Genomic DNA, 19871 nt, shown 5'->3' on the forward strand with positions numbered 1-19871 from the left:
TCAGCCAGGGCCCCGGCCAAAACGCAGTGCTTATCGCTCGGAAAGCAGGAGCATTCCCGATCACACCGCCAGCACCCGAACGCCGTCGCATGCTGTAAAAATTCATTGGCTCCAGACACGCCAACGCGGGAGCAAGCTCCCGCGCGGCGACATCCTACCAGCCACCGCACAAAGGCAGTCAACCGGTCGACCAGCAAGCGATTACTTGTGGTCTTTCACTTCTTCGAACTCAGCGTCCACGACGTCATCGGCTTTTTCCGCCGATTCGCCTTGTGCCGCTGCGCCTTCAGCTGGCTGAGCCTGCTCGGCGTACATCTTCTGGGCCACTGGCGCGGAGACCTTGGACAGCTCTTCGATCTTCGCTTCGATGGCCGCCTTGTCGTCGCCTTTGACAGCGGCTTCCAGGGCAACCACGGCCGCTTCGATGGCAGTCTTCTCTTCCGCGGTCACTTTGTCGCCTGCATCAGCGATCATCTTGCGAGTCGAGTGCACCAGGGCATCACCCTGGTTGCGGGCGCTGGCCAGTTCTTCGAACTTGCGATCTTCCTCGGCGTTCACTTCAGCATCACGAACCATCTGCTGAATTTCTTCCTCGGACAGACCGGAGTTGGCCTTGATCACGATCGATTGGGTCTTGCCGGTGGCCTTGTCTTTCGCGCCGACGTGCAGGATGCCGTTGGCGTCGATGTCGAAGGTCACTTCGATCTGTGGCACGCCACGTGGTGCTGGTGGAATCTCGGCCAGATCGAACTTGCCCAGGGATTTGTTCTGGGCGGCTTGCTTGCGCTCACCTTGCAGCACGTGGATGGTCACGGCGCCCTGGTTATCGTCGGCGGTCGAGAACACCTGGGATTTCTTGGTAGGAATCGTGGTGTTTTTCTCGATCAGCGCGGTCATCACGCCACCCATGGTTTCGATACCCAGGGTCAGCGGGCTGACGTCGAGCAGCAGAACGTCCTTCACGTCACCAGCCAGCACGGCGCCCTGGATGGCAGCACCCATGGCAACGGCTTCGTCCGGGTTCACGTCTTTACGCGCTTCTTTACCGAAGAAATCGGTCACCAGCTTCTGAACCAGTGGCATGCGGGTCTGACCGCCCACCAGGATCACGTCGTTGATCGAGCCAACGTCGATACCGGCGTCTTTCATCGCGATGCGGCAAGGTTCGATGGTGCGCTGAACCAGGTCTTCCACCAGCGCTTCGAGCTTGGCGCGGGAGATTTTCACGTTCAGGTGCTTAGGACCGGTGGCGTCTGCAGTGATGTACGGCAGGTTCACGTCGGTCGACTGGCTCGAGGACAGTTCGATCTTGGCTTTTTCAGCGGCTTCTTTCAGGCGCTGCATCGCCAGCGGATCACCTTTGAGGTTCATGCCGCTTTCTTTCTTGAACTCGTCGACGAGGTAGTCGATCAGGCGGATGTCGAAGTCTTCACCACCGAGGAACGTATCACCGTTGGTTGCCAGTACTTCGAACTGGTGCTCGCCATCGACTTCAGCGATTTCGATCACGGAAACGTCGAAGGTACCGCCGCCCAAGTCATAAACGATCACAGTGTGATCGCCCTTGGCCTTGTCCATGCCGTAGGCCAGTGCGGCAGCAGTCGGTTCGTTGATGATACGTTTTACGTCCAGGCCCGCGATGCGGCCGGCGTCTTTGGTCGCCTGGCGCTGGCTATCGTTGAAATAGGCCGGAACTGTAATAACGGCTTCGGTCACCGCTTCGCCGAGGTAGTCTTCGGCGGTTTTCTTCATTTTCTTCAGGATTTCAGCCGAGATCTGTGGCGGCGCCATTTTCTGGCCGTTCACTTCAACCCATGCGTCGCCATTGTCAGCCTTGGCGATTTTGTAAGGCACCATCTTGATGTCTTTCTGAACGACTTCTTCGTCGAACTTGCGACCGATCAGGCGCTTCACCGCGTAAAGGGTGTTGTGCGGATTGGTCACAGCCTGACGCTTGGCAGACTGGCCAACCAGAATTTCGCCGTCATTGGCGTACGCGATGATCGACGGCGTGGTGCGCGCGCCTTCGGCGTTCTCAATAACCTTGGCCTTGCCGTTTTCCAGCACGGAGACGCACGAGTTGGTGGTCCCCAGGTCGATACCGATAATCTTGCCCATGTTAACTCTCCCGGAACTTGGATTTGGTTGCCGCAGCAGTGGTGGCTAACTGCGGTAGCACTTAAACGCTTGACTTATAGATGGGGCCGTTACGACCGTTTTCAAGCCTGCTCATCAATAGAAGGCGAAACCGGTGCAGGTGCCTTGCTGACCACGACCATGGCCGGGCGCAGCAGGCGGCCGTGAAGCAGATAACCCTTCTGGAAAACCTTCAGCACACTGTTCGGCTCGACGTCGGCACTTTCCTGCATCGCCATGGCCTGGTGGTGTTCAGCGTTGAAGGGTTCGCCGTGGGGATCAATCGCTTCAAGCTGGTAGCGCTTGAGGGTGTCCTGGAACATTTTCAGGGTCAGCTCGATGCCTTCGCGCATCGGACGAATGTTCTCGTCATCCGGATTGGACAACTCCAGGCCGCGCTCCAGGCTGTCGATGATCGGCAGCAGGTCGCCAGCGAAACGCTCGAGGGCGAACTTGTGCGCCTTTTCCACATCCTGCTCGGCGCGACGGCGGACGTTCTGCAGGTCCGCGGCTACACGCAACGCCTGATCCTGCGCACCCGCCAGTTGCTCTTCGAGCACTTGCACACGTGCCGCCAGGTCATCACCCGAATCCTGGGGAGCCTGGTTGGCGTCTAGATTTTGCGTGTCCTGCGTCTGTTCGTCAGCCATAGATTTCTCCTTTCAATTTCGTCCGCGAGCTCGACTCGCGCTTCTGCCCCGGTATATGGGGTCGGGTTTTTCAGCTTCAAGGGCCGCGCGACGAATTGACCTTACAAAAAACATCTGCCTGTCCATTCCCACCTGAACTAAGGAATTCACCCAGCCAAGCAAATCGAGCTAAGCGAGGGCATTGTCAGCCGCAAACAAAACACTGTATAAATAACCAGACCTAAAGCCTGGGAGCGGCCTTATGCTGGTGCACCTGTCCGTACACAATTACGCCATCGTCGAACACCTCGACCTCGAACTCGATCGAGGCATGAGTGTGATCACCGGTGAAACCGGCGCCGGCAAATCGATCATGCTCGACGCCCTGGGCCTGACGCTGGGTGATCGCGCCGACAATGGTGTGGTGCGCCCCGGTGCAGACAAAGCCGACATCCTGGCGACCTTCGACCTGGTCGACATCCCCGAGGCCAGCACCTGGCTCGCCGAACGCGACCTGGACACCGACGGCCCGTGCATCCTGCGCCGTGTCATCACCGCCGAAGGACGCTCCCGGGGCTACATCAACGGCACGCCCTGCCCCCTGGGGGACCTCAAGGCCCTTGGCGAACTGTTGATCGACATTCACAGCCAGCACGAACACCAGTCGCTGCTCAAGACCGACACCCACCGTCGCCTGCTCGATGAATACGCCGACGCCACCGACCTGGCGCGCCAGGTACAGCTGGCCGCCCAGCGCTGGCGCCAGACACGGCAGGAGCTGGACCGGCTCTCGAACTCCGGCGATGGGCAACGGGCCCGCCATCAGCTGTTGAGCTATCAGCTTGAGGAACTGGAGAACCTCGCCCTCGGCGAAAATGAACTGGGGGAACTGGAGCAGGAACACAAGAACCTGACCAACGCCGAGACCCTGCTGGGCATCTGCCGCCAAGTAGTGGAGCAATGCAGCGAAAATGACTCCGGGAATGTGCTCAACGCGCTGACAGCAAGCCTGAACCGACTCTCCAGCGTGAACAATTCGGTGGGCGCCCTGAGCGAAGCGACCAACCTGCTGACGAGCGCACAGATCCAGGTCGAGGAAGCCGTCGGGGAACTGAACCGCTTTCTTGATCACTTCGATGCCGACCCGGCACGCCTGCAATACCTGGAAGAGCGGCTGGACACCATCTATACGCTGGCGCGCAAGCACCGCGTCCAGCCAACCGAGGTGGCCGAACTCCAGCAGCGGCTGCTGGACGAACTGGAAACCTTGAACGCCAACGACGAATCCATCGAGCGCCTGGGAGACGAACTCGCCTCCTACGCCCGGCATTATCAGGAAAAGGCCAAGGAGCTCAGCGAACTGCGACGGCATGCCGCGACAGGGCTGGCCGATGCGGTGGAACAGGAAATCCAGCGCCTGGGCATGCCAGGTGGCCGCTTCACCATCGAGCTGCGGCCCAACGCCAGCGACGAACTCCAGCCCAACGGCCTGGAGCAGGTGGAGCTGCTGGTCAGCGCCAACCCCGGGCAACCGCTCAAGGCCCTGGCAAAAGTCGCCTCCGGTGGCGAGCTGTCACGAATCAGCCTGGCTATCCAGGTCATCACGGCGCAAACCTCTCGCGTGCCGACGCTGGTATTCGACGAAGTGGACGTGGGCATTGGCGGCCCGACCGCAGAAATCGTCGGTCAACTGCTTCGCCGGCTCGGTGAGCGCGGCCAGGTGCTGACAGTCACTCACCTGCCCCAAGTGGCCGCTCAGGGGCATCAGCATTTATTTGTGCACAAGGTGCGCGGCGAAGATGCCACCCGAACCGCCGTGTCCAAGCTCAACAAAAACGAGCGGGTGGAAGAAGTGGCGCGGATGCTGGGCGGGATTGACCTCACCAAGGAGTCCCTGGCCCACGCGAAAAAAATGGTCGTCGCCGCAAAGACCTGACAAAAGCCGTAAAGCAAGAAGGCGACCCTGGGGTCGCCTTCTTTCGTTTCGGGAGCCAGGGCTCACGCAACGTGCTTATTTACGCTGGCGCACATGCAGGACGAGATGGTGATCGATCAGCTCGAAACCATGCTCTTCAGCAATTGCCTTTTGCAGCTTCTCGATTTCCGGGCTGATGAATTCAATAACCTCACGGGTTTCCACGTTCACCATGTGATCGTGATGCTCCCCGTCAGCCAATTCAAAGACCGCATGACCGCCATCGAAATTGTGACGAGCCACAAGACCCGCTGCCTCGAACTGAGTCAGGACACGGTAGACCGTGGCCAGACCAACGTCCTCGCCAGCTTCCATCAGCGCCTTGTAGACGTCCTCGGCACTCATGTGACGTTGCTCGGCAGAATCGAGCATTTGTAGAATCTTGACCCGTGGCAGGGTCACTTTGAGGCCGGCTTTGCGTAGTTCGCTATTTTCAACCATGGTCAGCTTTCTCGCGATGCTGCTTCGCAGCTTCTCTTAATGCGGGTATGATCGGCGTTTACGTTGTCCCAGCCAAGATAGTGGAAGTCGCCCACCGATGCAAAACACCAAGCTCTTGCTAACCAGTTTCACCTTCGTGGGACTGCTCGCACTCGCCGGTTGTTCATTCCCCGGGGTTTACAAAATCGACATCCAGCAGGGCAATGTCGTCACGCAGGACATGATAGACCAGTTACGCCCGGGAATGACCCGCCGGCAAGTACGGTTTATCATGGGCAACCCCCTGCTGACCGACACGTTCCACGCCGATCGCTGGGATTACCTGTACAGCCTGCAGCCTGGGGGCGGTGAGCGCCAGCAGGAACGCATCAGCGTTATCTTCAGCCCCAATGACCAACTCGTTAGCCTGTCGGGCGATTTCATGCCCGGTGTAAGCCGCGACGAGGCAATCATGGGCAAGGACAGCGGCACTACCGTCACTGATCCGACCCAGAACAGCGAACAGCCGAAACCGGAGAAACCGGCCAAGCCAGGTTCGTTGCTCGACCAGATCCAGAAGGATGTAGACAAAGTCGAGACCGTACCGGTGCCGACTCCAGAGCCCCTGGACACCTCGCCGCAATAAATGGCGACATGAAAAAACCCGGCATGCCGGGTTTTTTATTGCCTGCGATTCGACCGGTTATTGCTCGGATTGGCGCGCCTGGGCGGCCTTGATCGCACGCAGCCGACGAATTTCTTTTGGATCGGCCAGCAACGGACGATAGATCTCCAGTCGATCAGCCGCCTGCACGATCTGGTTATCCGGATCGACAAGCACTTTGCCAAAAATCCCCACCGGGCACGTCGCCAGATCCAGTTCGGGAAACGCTTCGGCAATCCCCGACGCCTTCAACGCCGCACGTACACGTGTACCTTCCGGCACGGCAAATGCGCGCAGGAACTGGCGCTCTACAGAGGCGTACACCACTTCAATCTCAATCAACGCTTGAGCTCTGCATGCTGCTTGGCACGTTGGCAGAACGCGTCAACCAAGGTGTTGGCCGCCTGATTGAATAAGGGCCCCAGCGTTGCCCGCACCAATGGGCCAGCGTAGTCGAACGACAGGTCGAGGCTGATCTTGCAGGCCTTTTCGCCCAATGGCTTGAACACCCAGACACCGTGGAGCTGATTGAAAGGCCCCTCTTCCAGATTCATTTCGATGGACTGCCCCGGCACCAGGGTATTGCGCGTCACGAAACGCTGGCTCAACCCACCCTTGGCAATGCCGAGACTGGCGCGCATGTGGGTATCGGAGCTTTCCAGAACCTCGGCGGACGCACACCACGGCAAGAATTGCGGATAACTCGCCACATCGTTGACCAGGTCGTACAGCACCTGCGCCGGGTACGGCAGCAAGGCCGAGCGTTGAATATGTGTCGTCATGTAAGCGTCACTTCCACAGCTGGGCGGCAAACACTACAAGAATGCCGATGGGCGCCACGTAGCGCATCAAGAACAGGCTCAAGGCAAACAATACAGGGCTGCGCAGGGACAACTCATCACGCACCGCCTCACGCCCCATGATCCATCCTGCAAACACCACGAAACACAAACCACCCAATGGCAGCATGATCCGTGACGTGAAGAAATCAATCACGCCGAAGAAATCCAGCCCTCCGGTTGCTCCCCACTGGTAGAGATGGAACAGCCCGTCTTCGTTCACGAAAAACTTCGCCTGCTTCCATATATTGAAGGAAAACACCGTACCCAGGCCCACGAACCAGCAGGTAAAGGCCAGCCAGAAGGTCACCCAGGCGCGGCTGAGCCGGGTCCGCTCAACCAGGTAAGCCACCATGGGCTCCAGCAGGGAGATCGCCGAACTCCAGGCCGCGATGGCCACCAGGACAAAGAACACGACCCCCATCACTTGGCCGAACGCCATGCTGCCGAAGGCAAAAGGCAGGCTGACAAACATCAACCCTGGCCCTTCGCTGGGATTGAGGCCTGCGGCAAACACAATCGGAAACAAAGCGACGCCGGCCAGCAGCGACACGAAGGTATCCAACAGCGCAACGCCGACCACGGTTCGGGTAAGGGAGGCGTTCTTCGGCATGTAGGCGCCGTAGATCATGATCGAACCAACCCCGACGCTCAGGGAGAAGAACGCATGCCCCATGGCCGGCAACAAGCCATCCAGGACTTTTTCCGGCTTGAAATCGAACATGAAGTGCAGGCCTTCCATGAAATGCCCGGTGGTCATGCTGTACCCCAGCAGCACCAGGATCATCACGAACAGCAGCGGCATCATGATCCGCAGGCTGCGCTCAAGCCCGGCGACCACGCCTCGGGCAATCACCACGGCGGACAACACCATGAAAATCGTGTGCCAGAGCGTCAGCCTCCAGGGATCGTCGATGACCTTGCCGAAATAGGCGCCGACCTGATCAGGCGCGACGCCTTGGAAATCCCCGCGCCCCATGTCGATGATGTAGTCCAGCGACCAGCCGCCGACCACGCTATAGAAAGACAAGATCAACAATGCCGTGATCATGCCGGCAAAGGCGCCCCACGACCACTTGGCCGAGTGCCCGGCCTCCAGGGCCAGCACCTTCAGGGCATTGGCCGGGCTTTGCCGGGCGCGACGACCGATCAGGGTTTCGGCGAGCATGACCGGCGCGCCGATGAACGCGATGCACGCCAGGAACATCAGTACGAAGGCGCCGCCACCATAGACGCCAACCATGTATGGAAACTTCCAGATACTACCCAGCCCCACCGCAGAACCGGTCGCAGCGAGTATGAAGACCCAGCGGCTAGCCCAACTGCCGTGGACAGAAACCTTGTCTGTCGCCATCGTGATCACGCCCAAGCGTTCAAAAAGAGGCCGCATTGTCCGGGATTCACTCAACGTGCTCAAGCATGCAGCTTCACCGTAGCCGACACGCGCGCAACTGCCTATAATGCCGCCCCTATGGCTAAACAGAAGAAACACCCCACAGGGACCATCGCGCAAAATAAAAAGGCGCGACACGATTACTTCATCGAACAGCGTTTCGAGGCTGGCATGGTCCTGGCCGGCTGGGAAGTAAAGAGCCTGCGTGCCGGCAAGGCGCAACTGGTCGACAGCTACGTGCTGCTCAAGGATGGCGAAGCCTGGCTGCTGGGCAGTCACATCACGCCACTGACCACCGCCAGCACCCACGTGATTGCCGACCCGGTGCGCTCGCGCAAGCTGTTGCTCAACAAGCGTGAGCTGGAAAAGCTCTTCGCCTCCGTGCAACAGAAGGGCTACACCTGCGTCTGCACGTCGCTGTACTGGAGCAAGCACTTGATCAAGTGCGAAATTGCGCTGGGCAAGGGCAAGAAGGAATACGACAAGCGCGACACCGAACGCGAACGCGACGCCGGGCGCGAGCTGCAGCGTGCTGTGCGTAACAAGGGCAAGGAAGACTAGCCCTCGCGAGCCCCATGTGGGAGCGAGCCTGCTCGCGATAGCGGCGCATCAGTCAACATTTCCGTTGGTTGAACCACCGCTATCGCGAGCAGGCTCGCTCCCACAGGTTTCGCGTAACCTGCCGGCTACATCCCCTTGCGCCGCTCCGCCCGCGCCACCCGCTGCACTTCCTGACGCACCTCTTCGAGCACCTCCTGCACATACAGGATATGCCGACTGGACACCTCCCGCGCCTGTTCGGCGTGCCCGTCCATGATCGCCTGGTACAACTCCCGATGCTGGCTGATCAGCATGTCGCGGGTTTCACTGCGCTGTTTGTACATGCCACCGATGTTGGTCACCACGTTGCGTTTAAGCAGGTCGAACAGACCGCGAATGGTGTGCAGCAACACCGCGTTATGACTGGCCTCGGCGATCGCCAGATGGAAGCGCGCATCCGCCGCGCCCTCCTCCGCCCGACTCACCTCCTCATGGCGCGAATAACAATCCTGCAGTTCCTCGAAAGCCGCTGTCAGCCGCTCGCGATCCACATCGGTGGCTCGCTGCGCGGCGTAATAAGCACAGGAAGCTTCCAGTGTGTGGCGAAATTCCAACAGGTCCCGTTGCGCGTCGGGGTTGCTTTCCAGCAGTTGCAGCAAGGGATCACTGAACGTCGAGCCCAGTGACTCCACGACATAGTTACCACCGCCCTGCCGGCTGACCAGCAACCCCTTGGCCGCCAGTTTCTGGATGGCCTCGCGCAACGAAGGGCGTGACACACCGAACTGTTCGGCCAGGGTCCGCTCGGCCGGTAGCCGCTCGCCGGATTTCAACGTGCCTTCAAGGATCATTCCTTCAAGCCGCTCGACAATATCGTCAGACAAACGGCGCTGACGAATCTGATCAAACCCCATAACTCGACTCTCCACGATCCCGACGGCTCGCCGGGCTCTCTATTCTGGCCCATCCGGGCCTCGTCCACACCCACCAGAAGCCGTTTGCGCGACCAGAGCAGATGCGATCTGCACCGCTTATTCGACGAAAGTTTCCAAGCGACAAATTGACACACGACAACCAAGGCTTTTACTCTAGCCAACAGCGATTGTAAATTGGTATTACCAATTACCCAAATTCGCTGATCTGTGCCTGACCAACAACAATTAGGGGCCCACCCATATGCAAACCTGGCAACAGCTTTACAGCCCGCTCGGCAGCCTCGGCTTGTCCGCACTCGCGGCCGTCATTCCCATCGTATTTTTCTTCCTGGCCCTGGCGGTGTTTCGCCTGAAAGGCCATGTGGCCGGCAGCGTCACCCTGGCCCTGGCGATTGCCGTGGCGATCTTCGCGTTCAACATGCCGGCAGACATGGCGCTTGCCGCCGCCGGTTATGGTTTTGCCTATGGCCTGTGGCCGATTGCCTGGATCATCGTCGCCGCCGTGTTCCTCTACAAATTGACGGTCAAGAGCGGCCAGTTCGAGGTCATCCGCAGCTCAGTGCTGTCGATTACCGATGACCAACGCCTGCAGGTGCTGCTGATCGGCTTTTGCTTCGGCGCCTTCCTGGAAGGCGCCGCCGGCTTCGGTGCGCCGGTCGCGATCACCGCCGCGCTGCTCGTCGGCCTGGGCTTCAACCCGCTGTACGCCGCCGGCCTGTGCCTGATCGCCAACACCGCGCCAGTAGCGTTCGGCGCGCTGGGCATTCCGATTATCGTGGCTGGCCAGGTCACCGGGATCGACGCGTTCAAGATCGGCGCCATGACCGGTCGCCAGTTGCCCTTGCTGTCGCTGTTCGTGCCGTTCTGGCTGGTGTTCATGATGGACGGCCTGCGCGGCGTGCGGGAAACCTGGCCAGCCGCGCTGGTGGCGGGCCTGAGCTTTGCCGTCACCCAGTACTTCACCTCCAACTTCATCGGCCCGGAACTGCCGGACATCACCTCGGCCCTCGCCAGCCTGATTGCCCTGACGCTGTTCCTGAAAGTCTGGCAGCCCAAGCGCACCGCGGGGGCTCAGATTGCCGGTGCCACGTCCAGCGCAACGGTCACCGCCAGCGTCGGCGGTTTCGGCCAACCTCGCAGCACTGTGGCTTCGCCCTACAGCCTGGGGGAAATCATCAAGGCCTGGTCGCCCTTCCTGATCCTGACCGTGCTGGTGACGATCTGGACCCTGAAACCGTTCAAGGCGATGTTCGCCGCTGGCGGTTCGATGTATGGCTGGGTGTTCAACTTCGCCATTCCCCATCTGGATCAGATGGTGATCAAAGTGGCGCCGATCGTGATCAATCCCACCGCCATTCCGGCCGTGTTCAAACTCGATCCGATTTCCGCCACCGGCACGGCGATTTTCTTCTCTGCGCTGATCTCGATGCTGGTGCTCAAGATCAACTTAAAAACTGGTCTTACCACTTTCAAAGAGACGCTTTTTGAGTTGCGCTGGCCGATCCTGTCCATCGGCATGGTCCTGGCGTTTGCTTTCGTCACCAACTAATCCGGCATGTCGTCGACCATGGCCCTGGTGTTGGCCGGCACGGGCGCGGCGTTTCCTTTTTTCTCGCCGTTCCTCGGTTGGCTGGGGGTGTTCCTGACCGGTTCCGATACGTCCTCCAATGCGCTGTTCAGCTCGCTGCAAGCCACTACCGCGCACCAGCTCGGCGTCAACGACACCTTGCTCGTCGCGGCGAACACCAGCGGCGGCGTGACCGGCAAGATGATCTCGCCGCAATCGATCGCCGTGGCCTGCGCAGCCACTGGCTTGGTCGGCAAGGAATCGGATCTGTTCCGTTTCACCCTGAAACACAGCCTATTCTTTGCAACGATCGTCGGCCTGATCACGTTGGCCCAGGCCTACTGGTTCACCGGCATGCTGGTGCACTGAGTACGACAAGCCCCATGGAAAAAACCGACGCCGGAACACGAACCGGCGTTCGCTATTGATCACCGGGTCTGCAAGGCTGCTGAAAGATTTCCTCTCTATATTCAGCAGCCTCAGCGGACGGATAACCGGGACCACCCGGAGACACGCCTGATGAGCGAGCTTTTTTACAACGCCGTGCCGAACGCGACGCGTGTCGCACCGCCATTGCCCGAACCTCGGCAGTACCTCAGCGTAAAACCGCAACGGGTCTACCTGTTTGGAACGTGCGTGGTGGACCTGTTCTATCCCGAAGCCGGGATGGATGCGATTCATCTGCTGGAACGCGAAGGGATCCGGGTGGAATACCCGCAAGGGCAGAGTTGCTGCGGGCAACCGGCCTACACCTCGGGGTACACCGAGCAGGCGCGGACGGTGGCGCGGGCGCAGTTGGCCTTGTTTGCCGAAGACTGTCCGGTGGTCGTGCCCTCGGGTTCCTGCGCCGGCATGCTGCGCGAGCATTACGCCGACCTGTTCAAGGATGAGCCCGACACGCTCAGACAAGTCCAGGCCCTGGCCGCCCGGACCTACGAGCTGGCCGAGTTCCTGCTGTTCGTCTGCAAGGTGCAATTGAACGACGGCGGCGAGCCGGTGAAGGTCGCGCTGCATACGTCCTGCTCGGCACGGCGTGAAATGAACACCCACCTGCACGGTCGCGCGTTGTTGGCGCAGTTGGGCAATGTGGAGCGGGTTGAACACAGCCATGAAAGTGAATGCTGTGGGTTTGGTGGGACATTCAGCGTGCGCATGCCGGATATTTCCGGCGCGATGGTGGCCGACAAGACCCGAGCGCTGAAGGAATCCGGCGCGCACAAGGTCATCAGTGCCGATTGCGGTTGCTTGATGAACATCAACGGCGCGCTGGAAAAGCAACAGGAGGCGTTACGCGGGCAACATCTGGCGAGCTTCCTCTGGCAGCGAACCGGAGGTGGGGCATGAGCACGCCGACGCTGATTCCGACCGTTGAGCTGCACGACGATTTTCGCGCCCGAGCCCACAAGGCTTTGGCCGACACGCAACTGCGAAACAACTTTCGCAGCGCGATGGATTCACTGATGACCAAACGGGCAACGTCCTTCAGCGATGCCCATGAAAGAGAACACCTGCGAGCGCTGGGCAATGCTGTCCGCGCCCGTGCGTTATCGAAGTTGCCCGACCTGCTCGAGCAACTTGAAACCAACCTGACCCGCAACGGTGTGACTGTGCACTGGGCGGAAACGGTGGACGAAGCCAACGGCATCGTCCTCTCGATCATCCGCGCTCACGAGGCGCGGCAAGTGATCAAGGGCAAATCGATGGTCAGCGAAGAGATGGAAATGAACCATTTCCTCGAGGCTCGGGACATTGAATGTCTCGAATCCGACATGGGGGAATACATCGTCCAGCTCGATCACGAGAAGCCTTCACACATCATTATGCCGGCGATCCACAAGAACGCCGGTCAGGTCGCGTCCTTGTTCCACGACAAACTCGGCGTGGAGTACACCAAGGACGTTGACCAACTCATTCAGATCGGTCGCAAGGTGTTGCGGCAGAAATTCTTCGAGGCCGACATCGGCGTGTCGGGCGTCAACTTCGCCGTCGCCGAAACCGGCACGCTGCTGCTGGTGGAAAACGAAGGGAACGGACGGATGTCCACCACCGTGCCCCCGGTGCACATCGCCGTGACCGGCATCGAAAAAGTCGTGGAGAACCTGCGCGACGTGGTGCCGCTGCTCTCGTTGCTGACCCGCTCCGCCCTCGGCCAGCCGATCACCACTTACGTGAACATGATCTCCGGCCCGCGCAAGGCCGACGAACTGGACGGCCCCCAGGAAGTGCACCTGGTGCTGCTGGACAACGGTCGCAGCCAAGCATTTGCCGACAGCGAATTGCGCCAGACCCTGAACTGTATCCGTTGCGGCGCTTGTATGAATCATTGCCCGGTGTACACCCGAATCGGCGGTCACGCCTATGGGGAGGTTTACCCGGGGCCTATCGGAAAAATCATCACGCCGCACATGGTCGGCCTCGCCAAAGTGCCGGACCATCCCAGCGCTTCATCGTTGTGCGGCGCCTGCGGTGAAGTGTGCCCGGTGAAAATCCCGATCCCGGCCTTGCTGCGACGCCTGCGCGAAGAAAACGTCAAGGCACCGGACAGCCCTCACCCAGTGATGCGCGGCCAGGGCAGCAAATATTCGCCCAGGGAACGCTTCATCTGGAATGCCTGGGCCCGGCTCAACAGCTCACCGCGGCTCTATCGCCTGTTCGGCTTCATCGCCACGCGCCTGCGCGCCCTGACGCCCCGCAACCTCGGCCCGTGGACACAAAACCACAGTGCCCCAAAACCCGCCGCCCGCTCATTGCATGACCTGGCCCGCGAACACCTGAAAGTCAAGGGAGACCGCCGATGAGCGCCAAGGACAATATCCTCGCCAAGCTGCGCACAAGTCTGACCGGCACCACGCCCGTGGCCGACAACTTCGATGTCGATCTGGTGACGCAAACCTACCGCTATTCGCCCAAGGAACGCATCCCGCAACTGCGCAAGTTGATGGAGGCGGTGCACACCGAAATCCACCTGACCTCCGGTGAAGGCTGGCCGGCGCTGCTGGCGCAGTTGCTGCGCGACCGGCAGCTGCCGAGCCTGCTGATCGCCCCGACCACCCCTCACGGGAAAAAGATCACACAGTTCTGGGCGAACAATCCTGACCTGCCAACGCTCAAGGCCTACGACCGGCCGGTAGAGGAATGGAAAGCCGAATTGTTCAACGATACCCCCGCCAGCCTGACCGGAACCCTGGGTGCCATTGCTGCAACTGGCAGCCTGATCCTGTGGCCGACCCGGGAGGAACCGCGGCTGATGAGCCTGGTCCCGCCGGTGCACTTCGCCCTGCTCAAGGCCAGCGAGATCCGCGATAACTTCTATGAAGTGCAGCAAGAATTCGAATGGGCCCAAGGCATGCCCACCAACGCCCTGCTGGTGTCCGGCCCTTCGAAAACCGCGGACATCGAGCAAGTCCTGGCCTACGGCGCCCACGGTCCGAAGGACCTGGTGGTTTTGATTCAGGAGGACCAATGACCCTTCCGGCCTCTTTCCTACGCGACGTAGAGCAATTGATCCCACAGCAGCGCCGTTTCGACGACCCGCTGTCGACCCTGGCCTTCGGCACCGACGCCAGTTTCTATCGGCTCATTCCGAAACTGGTGGTACGGGTGGAAACCGAAGACGAAGTGGTGGCCCTGTTGCAATTCGCCCAGCGCGACCAGGTGCCGGTCACCTTTCGCGCGGCCGGCACCAGCTTGTCCGGGCAAGCGATCAGCGATTCCGTGCTGATTGTACTGGGGGATAACTGGAACGGCCGCGAGATTCGCGGCCAAGGCACGCAGATCCGTTTGCAGCCCGGCGTGATCGGCGCCCAGGCCAACGCCTGGCTGGCCCCGTTCGGGCGCAAGATCGGCCCGGATCCGGCCTCGATCAACGCCTGCAAGATCGGCGGCATCGTCGCCAACAACGCCAGCGGCATGTGCTGCGGCACGGCGCAAAACACCTACCACACCTTGGCCGGCATTCGCCTGGTATTGGCCGACGGCACCCGCCTCGACACCGAAGACGACGCCAGCGTGGCGGCTTTTCGTACAAGTCATGGCGAACTGCTGGAGCGCCTGGCGACCCTGGGCCGCGAGACCCGCGACAACACCGAGCTGGCTGCCCGAATCCGCCACAAATACCGTCTGAAAAATACCACCGGCCTGTCACTCAATGCCCTGGTGGATTTCGACGAGCCTGTGGATATCTTGAGCCACCTGCTGGTGGGTTCTGAAGGCACCCTCGGTTTCATCAGCGCGGTGACCTACAACACCGTGGTCGACCATCCGCACAAGGCGTCGGCACTGATCGTATTCCCGGACGTGGAAACCTGCTGCAACGCGGTTACCGTGCTGAAAAGCCAACCGGTATCGGCCGTGGAACTGCTCGACCGCCGCAGCCTGCGCTGGGTGCAAGACAAGCCGGGCATGCCGGATTTCGTACAACATCTGTCGACCAATGCCTGCGCCCTGCTGATCGAATCCCGCGCGGCCTCTTCGTCGTTGCTGCATGAGCAACTCGCTCGGATCATGGCCTCGCTAGCCGGCTTCCCGGTGGAAAGACAAGTCGACTTTACCGAAGACCCACGGGAAAACGCCCGGCTCTGGGCCATCCGCAAAGACACCTTTCCAGCCGTGGGCGCGGTACGCAAAACCGGAACCACGGTGATCATCGAAGACGTGACCTTCCCGGTGGAGCAACTGGCCATTGGCGTGAACCGGCTGATCGAACTGTTCGACAAACATCACTACGATGAAGCGATCCTTTTCGGACACGCACTGGAAGGCAATCTGCACTTCGTCTTCACCCAAGGCTTCAACAATCCGGAAGAAATCGCACGCTACCAGGCGTTCATGGACGACGTGGCGCAACTGGTGGCGGTGGAATTCGGCGGTTCGTTGAAAGCCGAACACGGCACCGGACGGAACATGGCACCGTTCGTCGAGCTGGAATGGGGCAGCGACGCCTACCAACTGATGTGGCAGCTCAAACGCCTGCTCGATCCCAACGGCATCCTCAACCCGGACGTGGTACTCAGCGAGGATCCGCAGATCCACCTCAAGCACCTCAAGCCACTGCCGGCCGCCGATGAGATTGTGGACAAATGCATCGAGTGCGGCTTCTGCGAGCCGGTCTGTCCCTCCAAGGACCTGACCCTGAGCCCGCGCCAGCGCATCGTCATCTGGCGTGATATCCAGGCGAAGCAACGCGCAGGCATCGACACCACCGAGCTGGAACAGGCCTACCAATACCAAGGCATCGATACGTGCGCGGCCACGGGCCTGTGTGCACAACGCTGCCCGGTAGGCATCAATACCGGCGAACTGGTGAAAAAGCTTCGCAGCCGTGAAGCCACGCGTACAAAAACCGCCAACTGGATTGAAGGAAACTTCGCCACCACATTGCAAGGCCTGCGCTTCACCCTGCACGTCGCCAACGGTGCACGCATGCTGCTGGGGGCGCCACGCCTGGCGAAACTCTCGGCCACATTGACGCGCTTGTTCAAGGGCCAGGTGCCGCAGTGGAGCAACGCCATGCCGCAGCCGGAAAAGGCCATTCGCTTCAGCCCTGTCGTGTCCGACGAACGCCCGCGCGTGGTGTACCTGGCCGCCTGCGTATCACGGGTCATGGGCCCCGCGGCGGGGGATAAAGAACAGGCGTCGCTGTACGATAAAACTCGCGGCCTGCTGGAGAAGGCCGGCTATCAAGTGGTCATTCCAGACAACCAGGACAGCCTTTGCTGCGGACAGCCCTTTGCCTCAAAAGGCTACGCCGAACAAGCCGAGCACAAGCGCCAGGAACTGATCGGCGCGCTGCTGCACGCCAGTCGCGGGGGACTCGATCCCATCTATTGCGACACCAGCCCGTGCACATTGCGACTGGTCCAGGACCTGGGCGAGACGCGTTTGGACTTGTACGACCCGGTGCGCTTCATCCGCACTCACTTGATGGAGCGCCTGGACTTCATCCCACAAGAGGCGCCCATCGCCGTCCACGTCACCTGCAGCACCCAGCACCTTGGCGAAAGCCAGGCGTTGATCGATCTGGCGCGTAAATGCAGTAAAAACGTGGTCATCCCCGAGGGCATCCATTGCTGCGGTTTTGCCGGCGACAAGGGCTTTACCACACCCGAGCTGAATGCCCACTCACTGCGCACCCTGAAGGACGCCGTCCGGCATTGCAGCGAAGGCATCTCCACCAGCCGCACTTGCGAGATTGGTCTGACGCAGCACGGCGCAATTGACTACCACGGGCTGGTCTATCTGGTGGATCGGGTGACCCGGCCCAGAATGGCTGATCATGAGGGATTTCCTACAGCACCCGACGAAAAATCGAATTCCTGCGCTTCGCTGTAGTCACTTGAATAGGCCTGGCTCCGCAAGGCCCTACAACAACCCCTCGGCCTGACCATTACCGGCAGCCCCGAGACCCTACGTTCAAGGAGATACACATGAAGCACACTGCATTTGCTGGCTTGTTCATTTCCGCTGTGATGTTGGCCTCTCCGGTGTTCGCAACGAGTCAGGATAGTCAGGATGATCTCTGCCAGATCAACCTGGACAAGATCAGAAACGCCAATGTCAGCACCGAGCAGAAAAGCGAAAGCTTGCAGGCCGACATCGACGCTAAGGTAAGCCAAGCCAAGGGCGAGCAGGCGAAAGGCACCAAGGAAGGCACGCAAAAATGCATTTCCCTGACGACCCAGGTCCTTCAGAAGCTGCAGAACAATGTCAAAGGCGACCCTCAGTAAGATCGCCCAGCGGCCAACCTTCGGGTTGGCCTGCGAGATGAATTGACGTACACTGCGCATGCCTGCCACCCCAAATGATTCACGGAGTGACAGGCTCGGGGCCGTTTAGGATTCGACGCCGGTTGCGAAACTCTAGGTGCATGCCGAGTTGGTAACAGAACTCGTAAATCCACTGTTGCAACTTCTATAGTTGCCAATGACGAAACCTACGGCCAGGAATTCGCTATCGCTGCGTAAGCAGCCTTAGATCCTGAGCTTCTGGTACCTTCGGGTCCAGCAATCATGAGGGGATGTCCGTAAACCCAAAGTGATTGTCATATAGAACGGAATCGCCGTGCAGTACGTTGTGGACGAAGCGGCTAAAACTTACACAACTCGCCCAAAGCACCCTGCCCGTCGGGTCGCTGAGGGTTAACTTAATAGACACGGCTACGCATGTAGTACCGACAGCGGAGTACTGGCGGACGGGGGTTCAAATCCCCCCGGCTCCACCAATTCGTCTTCCCAGGAAGACCCAAAAAAAGCCGTAAAGCCTAGAGAAATCAAAGCTTTACGGCTTTTTTATTGCCTGCGTTTCCCCACCTAATCCAGGGCATCCCACGGTTGATGGGGGCATAAAACGCTCAGCAGCCCGTTCAGAGAGGATGTAATCCTGATGCCCTCGAAAGAAACCAAGTGCCGCAACGCCAAAAATCCAACACAAGCCATTGGCACTCTTTCTGCAGCATGACTCGCTTGATGTCATCGCCCCGCAACACGGCTCATACGTATCTGTTCAGTTTCACTTGTGCGGTGCTCTAGAAATTGCTGTCCTCAACCACGCACTTTAGAGACGGAAATCCGCTCAGCGAGAACATCCATGAAAGCGAATCGCCAAGTGCCCTCACTGCATTCTGCCCACCATCTGAATGTAACTCTGCCGTAATGGTCAGGTTGACTGGCTTTTTCGGTAACTCACGACCAGGCCCAACAAGAGGCGCCATCGACACTAGGTATGCAGCTTTGGCTACCTCCTCCAAAAAAGAGTGGGCCAGTCCGATGCCTCGGCTGCTATTGGCGAGATACACCGCATCTAGGGTGACAGTGAGATAGATTTCGTCAGAGAATTCCATGCCGGAAAAACTCAGCACGGCAACGCCGACCAACGAACCGTTGGTCCAGAGCTCATAGCAAGGACGACCGAGAAAATTCGAAGGCTGTAGCAGATCTCCTACTGGTCTTTTCCTGCGAAAAAGCCCTTTGATCTGCTGATCAGTGGCAAGGTGATAAGTGACCAGATAAAGCTGATCGCGCCCCGAATACAGAAAGTGCGTACTGGCCGCCAAGCTGTGAGGCTCAGACTCGGGGAAGACTAGATCACTGCCTTCATCTTCCAACTCTTCAGCTATGTCCTGAGAGTGAACGTCCATTTCTCATCCTTCGCTTATCAACAAAAATCTCAGGCTGGTAAGGGGCTGCCCCCTGTATAGGCTGGAGCCCCGCACACTGCATTTATTGGGATGGGGGAAAATCAGGTGCCCGCTTCTAGACGAAAGCAGCCAGCCCTAACGCTGATCAATTCCGATGCAAAAGATTGGTTCGGCACCATTTCGCTTTCACACGGGCTTGTAGCTGCTTGATAGTACTTTGCTCTGCGCAGGAGACGCTAGAAAGATGGAGGACTTGGCTACTAATCAGGTCACTCATACAGCCCTTCGCCTGGAAAGTGACCAGTGAAACTATGGGTTGTTGGGTGAATGGCACGAATGAAATTGCCTTCAGCGTGCATGCCAGTCCGTGGGTTGGTGAGAGAAAAAGGGGAGCGATTTACATTTTCGCAGCCTCGGTAAAAAGATCCGTCCCCATAAGCACGCATCCTCGGCTATCGACTTGACCTCAACAACCAACAAAACGTTTTCCGTCGATTTTCCGATTTGAAACTCGCCACAGCGACCTGTCAGGGTATTAAATTTGTGTTGGCTCACACACAGAGACCCACGCATGCCGACAGCTCTTTAGGCACCAAGGCGAGCTTCGCAGAACTTCGCGATCGCGGCGTTTTTCAAGGT

General features: G+C 59.3%; 16 protein-coding genes, 1 other RNA gene and 1 pseudogene. 10 read left to right on the plus strand and 8 right to left on the minus strand.

Translation table 11 applies throughout. From position 1 onward, the window contains the following. Positions 1–201: 201 nt before the first annotated feature. Positions 202–2154: a molecular chaperone DnaK gene (gene dnaK / locus J7E36_RS21275; protein WP_269216587.1), complete on the minus strand. Its 1953-nt coding sequence runs from the start codon at positions 2152–2154 to the stop codon at positions 202–204. Positions 2155–2219: 65 nt separating this feature from the next. After that, positions 2220–2786 carry a nucleotide exchange factor GrpE gene (grpE, locus tag J7E36_RS21280; RefSeq protein WP_215007416.1) on the minus strand — a complete coding sequence of 189 codons (567 nt, stop codon included), beginning with the start codon at positions 2784–2786 and terminating at the stop codon, positions 2220–2222. Between the two features lie 241 nt (positions 2787–3027). On the opposite strand from grpE, the gene recN reads away from it, so the two are divergent. Beyond that, positions 3028–4701, plus strand: coding sequence for a DNA repair protein RecN (recN, locus tag J7E36_RS21285; protein ID WP_215007418.1), 1674 nt, complete (start codon positions 3028–3030; stop codon positions 4699–4701). A 75-nt stretch (positions 4702–4776) separates the two neighbouring features. Here the strand turns inward: recN and fur are convergent, their stop codons facing one another. Continuing rightward, positions 4777–5181, minus strand: a complete 405-nt coding sequence (gene fur / locus J7E36_RS21290; RefSeq protein ID WP_215007420.1) for a ferric iron uptake transcriptional regulator — start codon at positions 5179–5181, stop codon at positions 4777–4779. Between the two features lie 97 nt (positions 5182–5278). Here fur and J7E36_RS21295 point away from each other — a divergent pair, with 97 nt between their 5' ends. Then, positions 5279–5806 carry an outer membrane protein assembly factor BamE gene (locus tag J7E36_RS21295; protein ID WP_215007422.1) on the plus strand — a complete coding sequence of 176 codons (528 nt, stop codon included), beginning with the start codon at positions 5279–5281 and terminating at the stop codon, positions 5804–5806. 57 nt (positions 5807–5863) lie between these two features. On the opposite strand, the gene J7E36_RS21300 is transcribed toward J7E36_RS21295, so the two are convergent. From J7E36_RS21300 to J7E36_RS21310, 3 genes are read right to left on the minus strand one after another with little or no spacing between them, the layout of a single operon-like run. Further along, positions 5864–6166, minus strand: coding sequence for an RnfH family protein (locus J7E36_RS21300; RefSeq protein WP_215007424.1), 303 nt, complete (start codon positions 6164–6166; stop codon positions 5864–5866). After that, the gene (locus tag J7E36_RS21305; RefSeq protein WP_215007427.1) at positions 6163–6606 is read right to left on the minus strand and encodes a type II toxin-antitoxin system RatA family toxin; all 444 of its coding nucleotides are present in this window, start codon (positions 6604–6606) and stop codon (positions 6163–6165) included. Before J7E36_RS21305 ends, J7E36_RS21300 begins: the two co-directional genes overlap by 4 nt. Before the next feature lie 7 nt (positions 6607–6613). Further along, the gene (locus tag J7E36_RS21310) at positions 6614–8017 is read right to left on the minus strand and encodes a sodium-dependent transporter (protein WP_215007429.1); all 1404 of its coding nucleotides are present in this window, start codon (positions 8015–8017) and stop codon (positions 6614–6616) included. A 117-nt stretch (positions 8018–8134) separates the two neighbouring features. On the opposite strand from J7E36_RS21310, the gene smpB reads away from it, so the two are divergent. After that, positions 8135–8617 carry an SsrA-binding protein SmpB gene (gene smpB, locus J7E36_RS21315; RefSeq protein WP_042730880.1) on the plus strand — a complete coding sequence of 161 codons (483 nt, stop codon included), beginning with the start codon at positions 8135–8137 and terminating at the stop codon, positions 8615–8617. A gap of 125 nt (positions 8618–8742) precedes the next feature. Here smpB and J7E36_RS21320 read toward each other — a convergent pair whose 3' ends face one another. After that, a complete protein-coding gene (locus J7E36_RS21320) occupies positions 8743–9510 on the minus strand; it encodes an FCD domain-containing protein (RefSeq protein ID WP_215007431.1) in 768 nt (255 codons plus the stop codon). A gap of 262 nt (positions 9511–9772) precedes the next feature. Between J7E36_RS21320 and J7E36_RS21325 the strand changes: the two are divergent. The 7 genes and pseudogenes from J7E36_RS21325 (at position 9773) to ssrA (ending at position 18317) form a co-directional block, all read left to right on the plus strand. Continuing rightward, positions 9773–11467: pseudogene (locus tag J7E36_RS21325) on the plus strand (lactate permease LctP family transporter). A 150-nt stretch (positions 11468–11617) separates the two neighbouring features. Continuing rightward, positions 11618–12442 carry a (Fe-S)-binding protein gene (locus tag J7E36_RS21330; RefSeq protein WP_215007434.1) on the plus strand — a complete coding sequence of 275 codons (825 nt, stop codon included), beginning with the start codon at positions 11618–11620 and terminating at the stop codon, positions 12440–12442. Continuing rightward, the gene (locus J7E36_RS21335; RefSeq protein ID WP_215007436.1) at positions 12439–13896 is read left to right on the plus strand and encodes a LutB/LldF family L-lactate oxidation iron-sulfur protein; all 1458 of its coding nucleotides are present in this window, start codon (positions 12439–12441) and stop codon (positions 13894–13896) included. Before J7E36_RS21330 ends, J7E36_RS21335 begins: the two co-directional genes overlap by 4 nt. After that, positions 13893–14564 carry a LutC/YkgG family protein gene (locus tag J7E36_RS21340; RefSeq protein WP_215007437.1) on the plus strand — a complete coding sequence of 224 codons (672 nt, stop codon included), beginning with the start codon at positions 13893–13895 and terminating at the stop codon, positions 14562–14564. Before J7E36_RS21335 ends, J7E36_RS21340 begins: the two co-directional genes overlap by 4 nt. After that, positions 14561–17428, plus strand: a complete 2868-nt coding sequence (locus J7E36_RS21345) for an FAD-binding and (Fe-S)-binding domain-containing protein (RefSeq protein ID WP_215007439.1) — start codon at positions 14561–14563, stop codon at positions 17426–17428. Before J7E36_RS21340 ends, J7E36_RS21345 begins: the two co-directional genes overlap by 4 nt. A 95-nt stretch (positions 17429–17523) precedes the next feature. After that, the gene (locus tag J7E36_RS21350) at positions 17524–17823 is read left to right on the plus strand and encodes a hypothetical protein (protein ID WP_215007441.1); all 300 of its coding nucleotides are present in this window, start codon (positions 17524–17526) and stop codon (positions 17821–17823) included. Positions 17824–17920: 97 nt separating this feature from the next. After that, positions 17921–18317, plus strand: a transfer-messenger RNA (tmRNA) gene (gene ssrA, locus J7E36_RS21355). A gap of 303 nt (positions 18318–18620) precedes the next feature. Here ssrA and J7E36_RS21360 read toward each other — a convergent pair. Next, the gene (locus tag J7E36_RS21360) at positions 18621–19232 is read right to left on the minus strand and encodes a hypothetical protein (RefSeq protein ID WP_215007443.1); all 612 of its coding nucleotides are present in this window, start codon (positions 19230–19232) and stop codon (positions 18621–18623) included. Positions 19233–19871: the final 639 nt, after the last annotated feature.

The organism is Pseudomonas fluorescens, assembly GCF_018614775.1.
Classification (GTDB): domain Bacteria; phylum Pseudomonadota; class Gammaproteobacteria; order Pseudomonadales; family Pseudomonadaceae; genus Aquipseudomonas; species Aquipseudomonas fluorescens_BY.

Coding starts and splice junctions, on each gene's coding strand:
- grpE (WP_215007416.1), bottom strand. CDS start 2,786: ATGGCTGACGAACAGACGCAGGACACGCAAAATCTAGACGCCAACCAG.
- recN (WP_215007418.1), top strand. CDS start 3,028: ATGCTGGTGCACCTGTCCGTACACAATTACGCCATCGTCGAACACCTC.
- fur (WP_215007420.1), bottom strand. CDS start 5,181: ATGGTTGAAAATAGCGAACTACGCAAAGCCGGCCTCAAAGTGACCCTG.
- J7E36_RS21295 (WP_215007422.1), top strand. CDS start 5,279: ATGCAAAACACCAAGCTCTTGCTAACCAGTTTCACCTTCGTGGGACTG.
- J7E36_RS21305 (WP_215007427.1), bottom strand. CDS start 6,606: ATGACGACACATATTCAACGCTCGGCCTTGCTGCCGTACCCGGCGCAG.
- J7E36_RS21310 (WP_215007429.1), bottom strand. CDS start 8,017: ATGGCGACAGACAAGGTTTCTGTCCACGGCAGTTGGGCTAGCCGCTGG.
- smpB (WP_042730880.1), top strand. CDS start 8,135: ATGGCTAAACAGAAGAAACACCCCACAGGGACCATCGCGCAAAATAAA.
- J7E36_RS21320 (WP_215007431.1), bottom strand. CDS start 9,510: ATGGGGTTTGATCAGATTCGTCAGCGCCGTTTGTCTGACGATATTGTC.
- J7E36_RS21330 (WP_215007434.1), top strand. CDS start 11,618: ATGAGCGAGCTTTTTTACAACGCCGTGCCGAACGCGACGCGTGTCGCA.
- J7E36_RS21335 (WP_215007436.1), top strand. CDS start 12,439: ATGAGCACGCCGACGCTGATTCCGACCGTTGAGCTGCACGACGATTTT.
- J7E36_RS21340 (WP_215007437.1), top strand. CDS start 13,893: ATGAGCGCCAAGGACAATATCCTCGCCAAGCTGCGCACAAGTCTGACC.
- J7E36_RS21345 (WP_215007439.1), top strand. CDS start 14,561: ATGACCCTTCCGGCCTCTTTCCTACGCGACGTAGAGCAATTGATCCCA.
- J7E36_RS21350 (WP_215007441.1), top strand. CDS start 17,524: ATGAAGCACACTGCATTTGCTGGCTTGTTCATTTCCGCTGTGATGTTG.
- J7E36_RS21360 (WP_215007443.1), bottom strand. CDS start 19,232: ATGGACGTTCACTCTCAGGACATAGCTGAAGAGTTGGAAGATGAAGGC.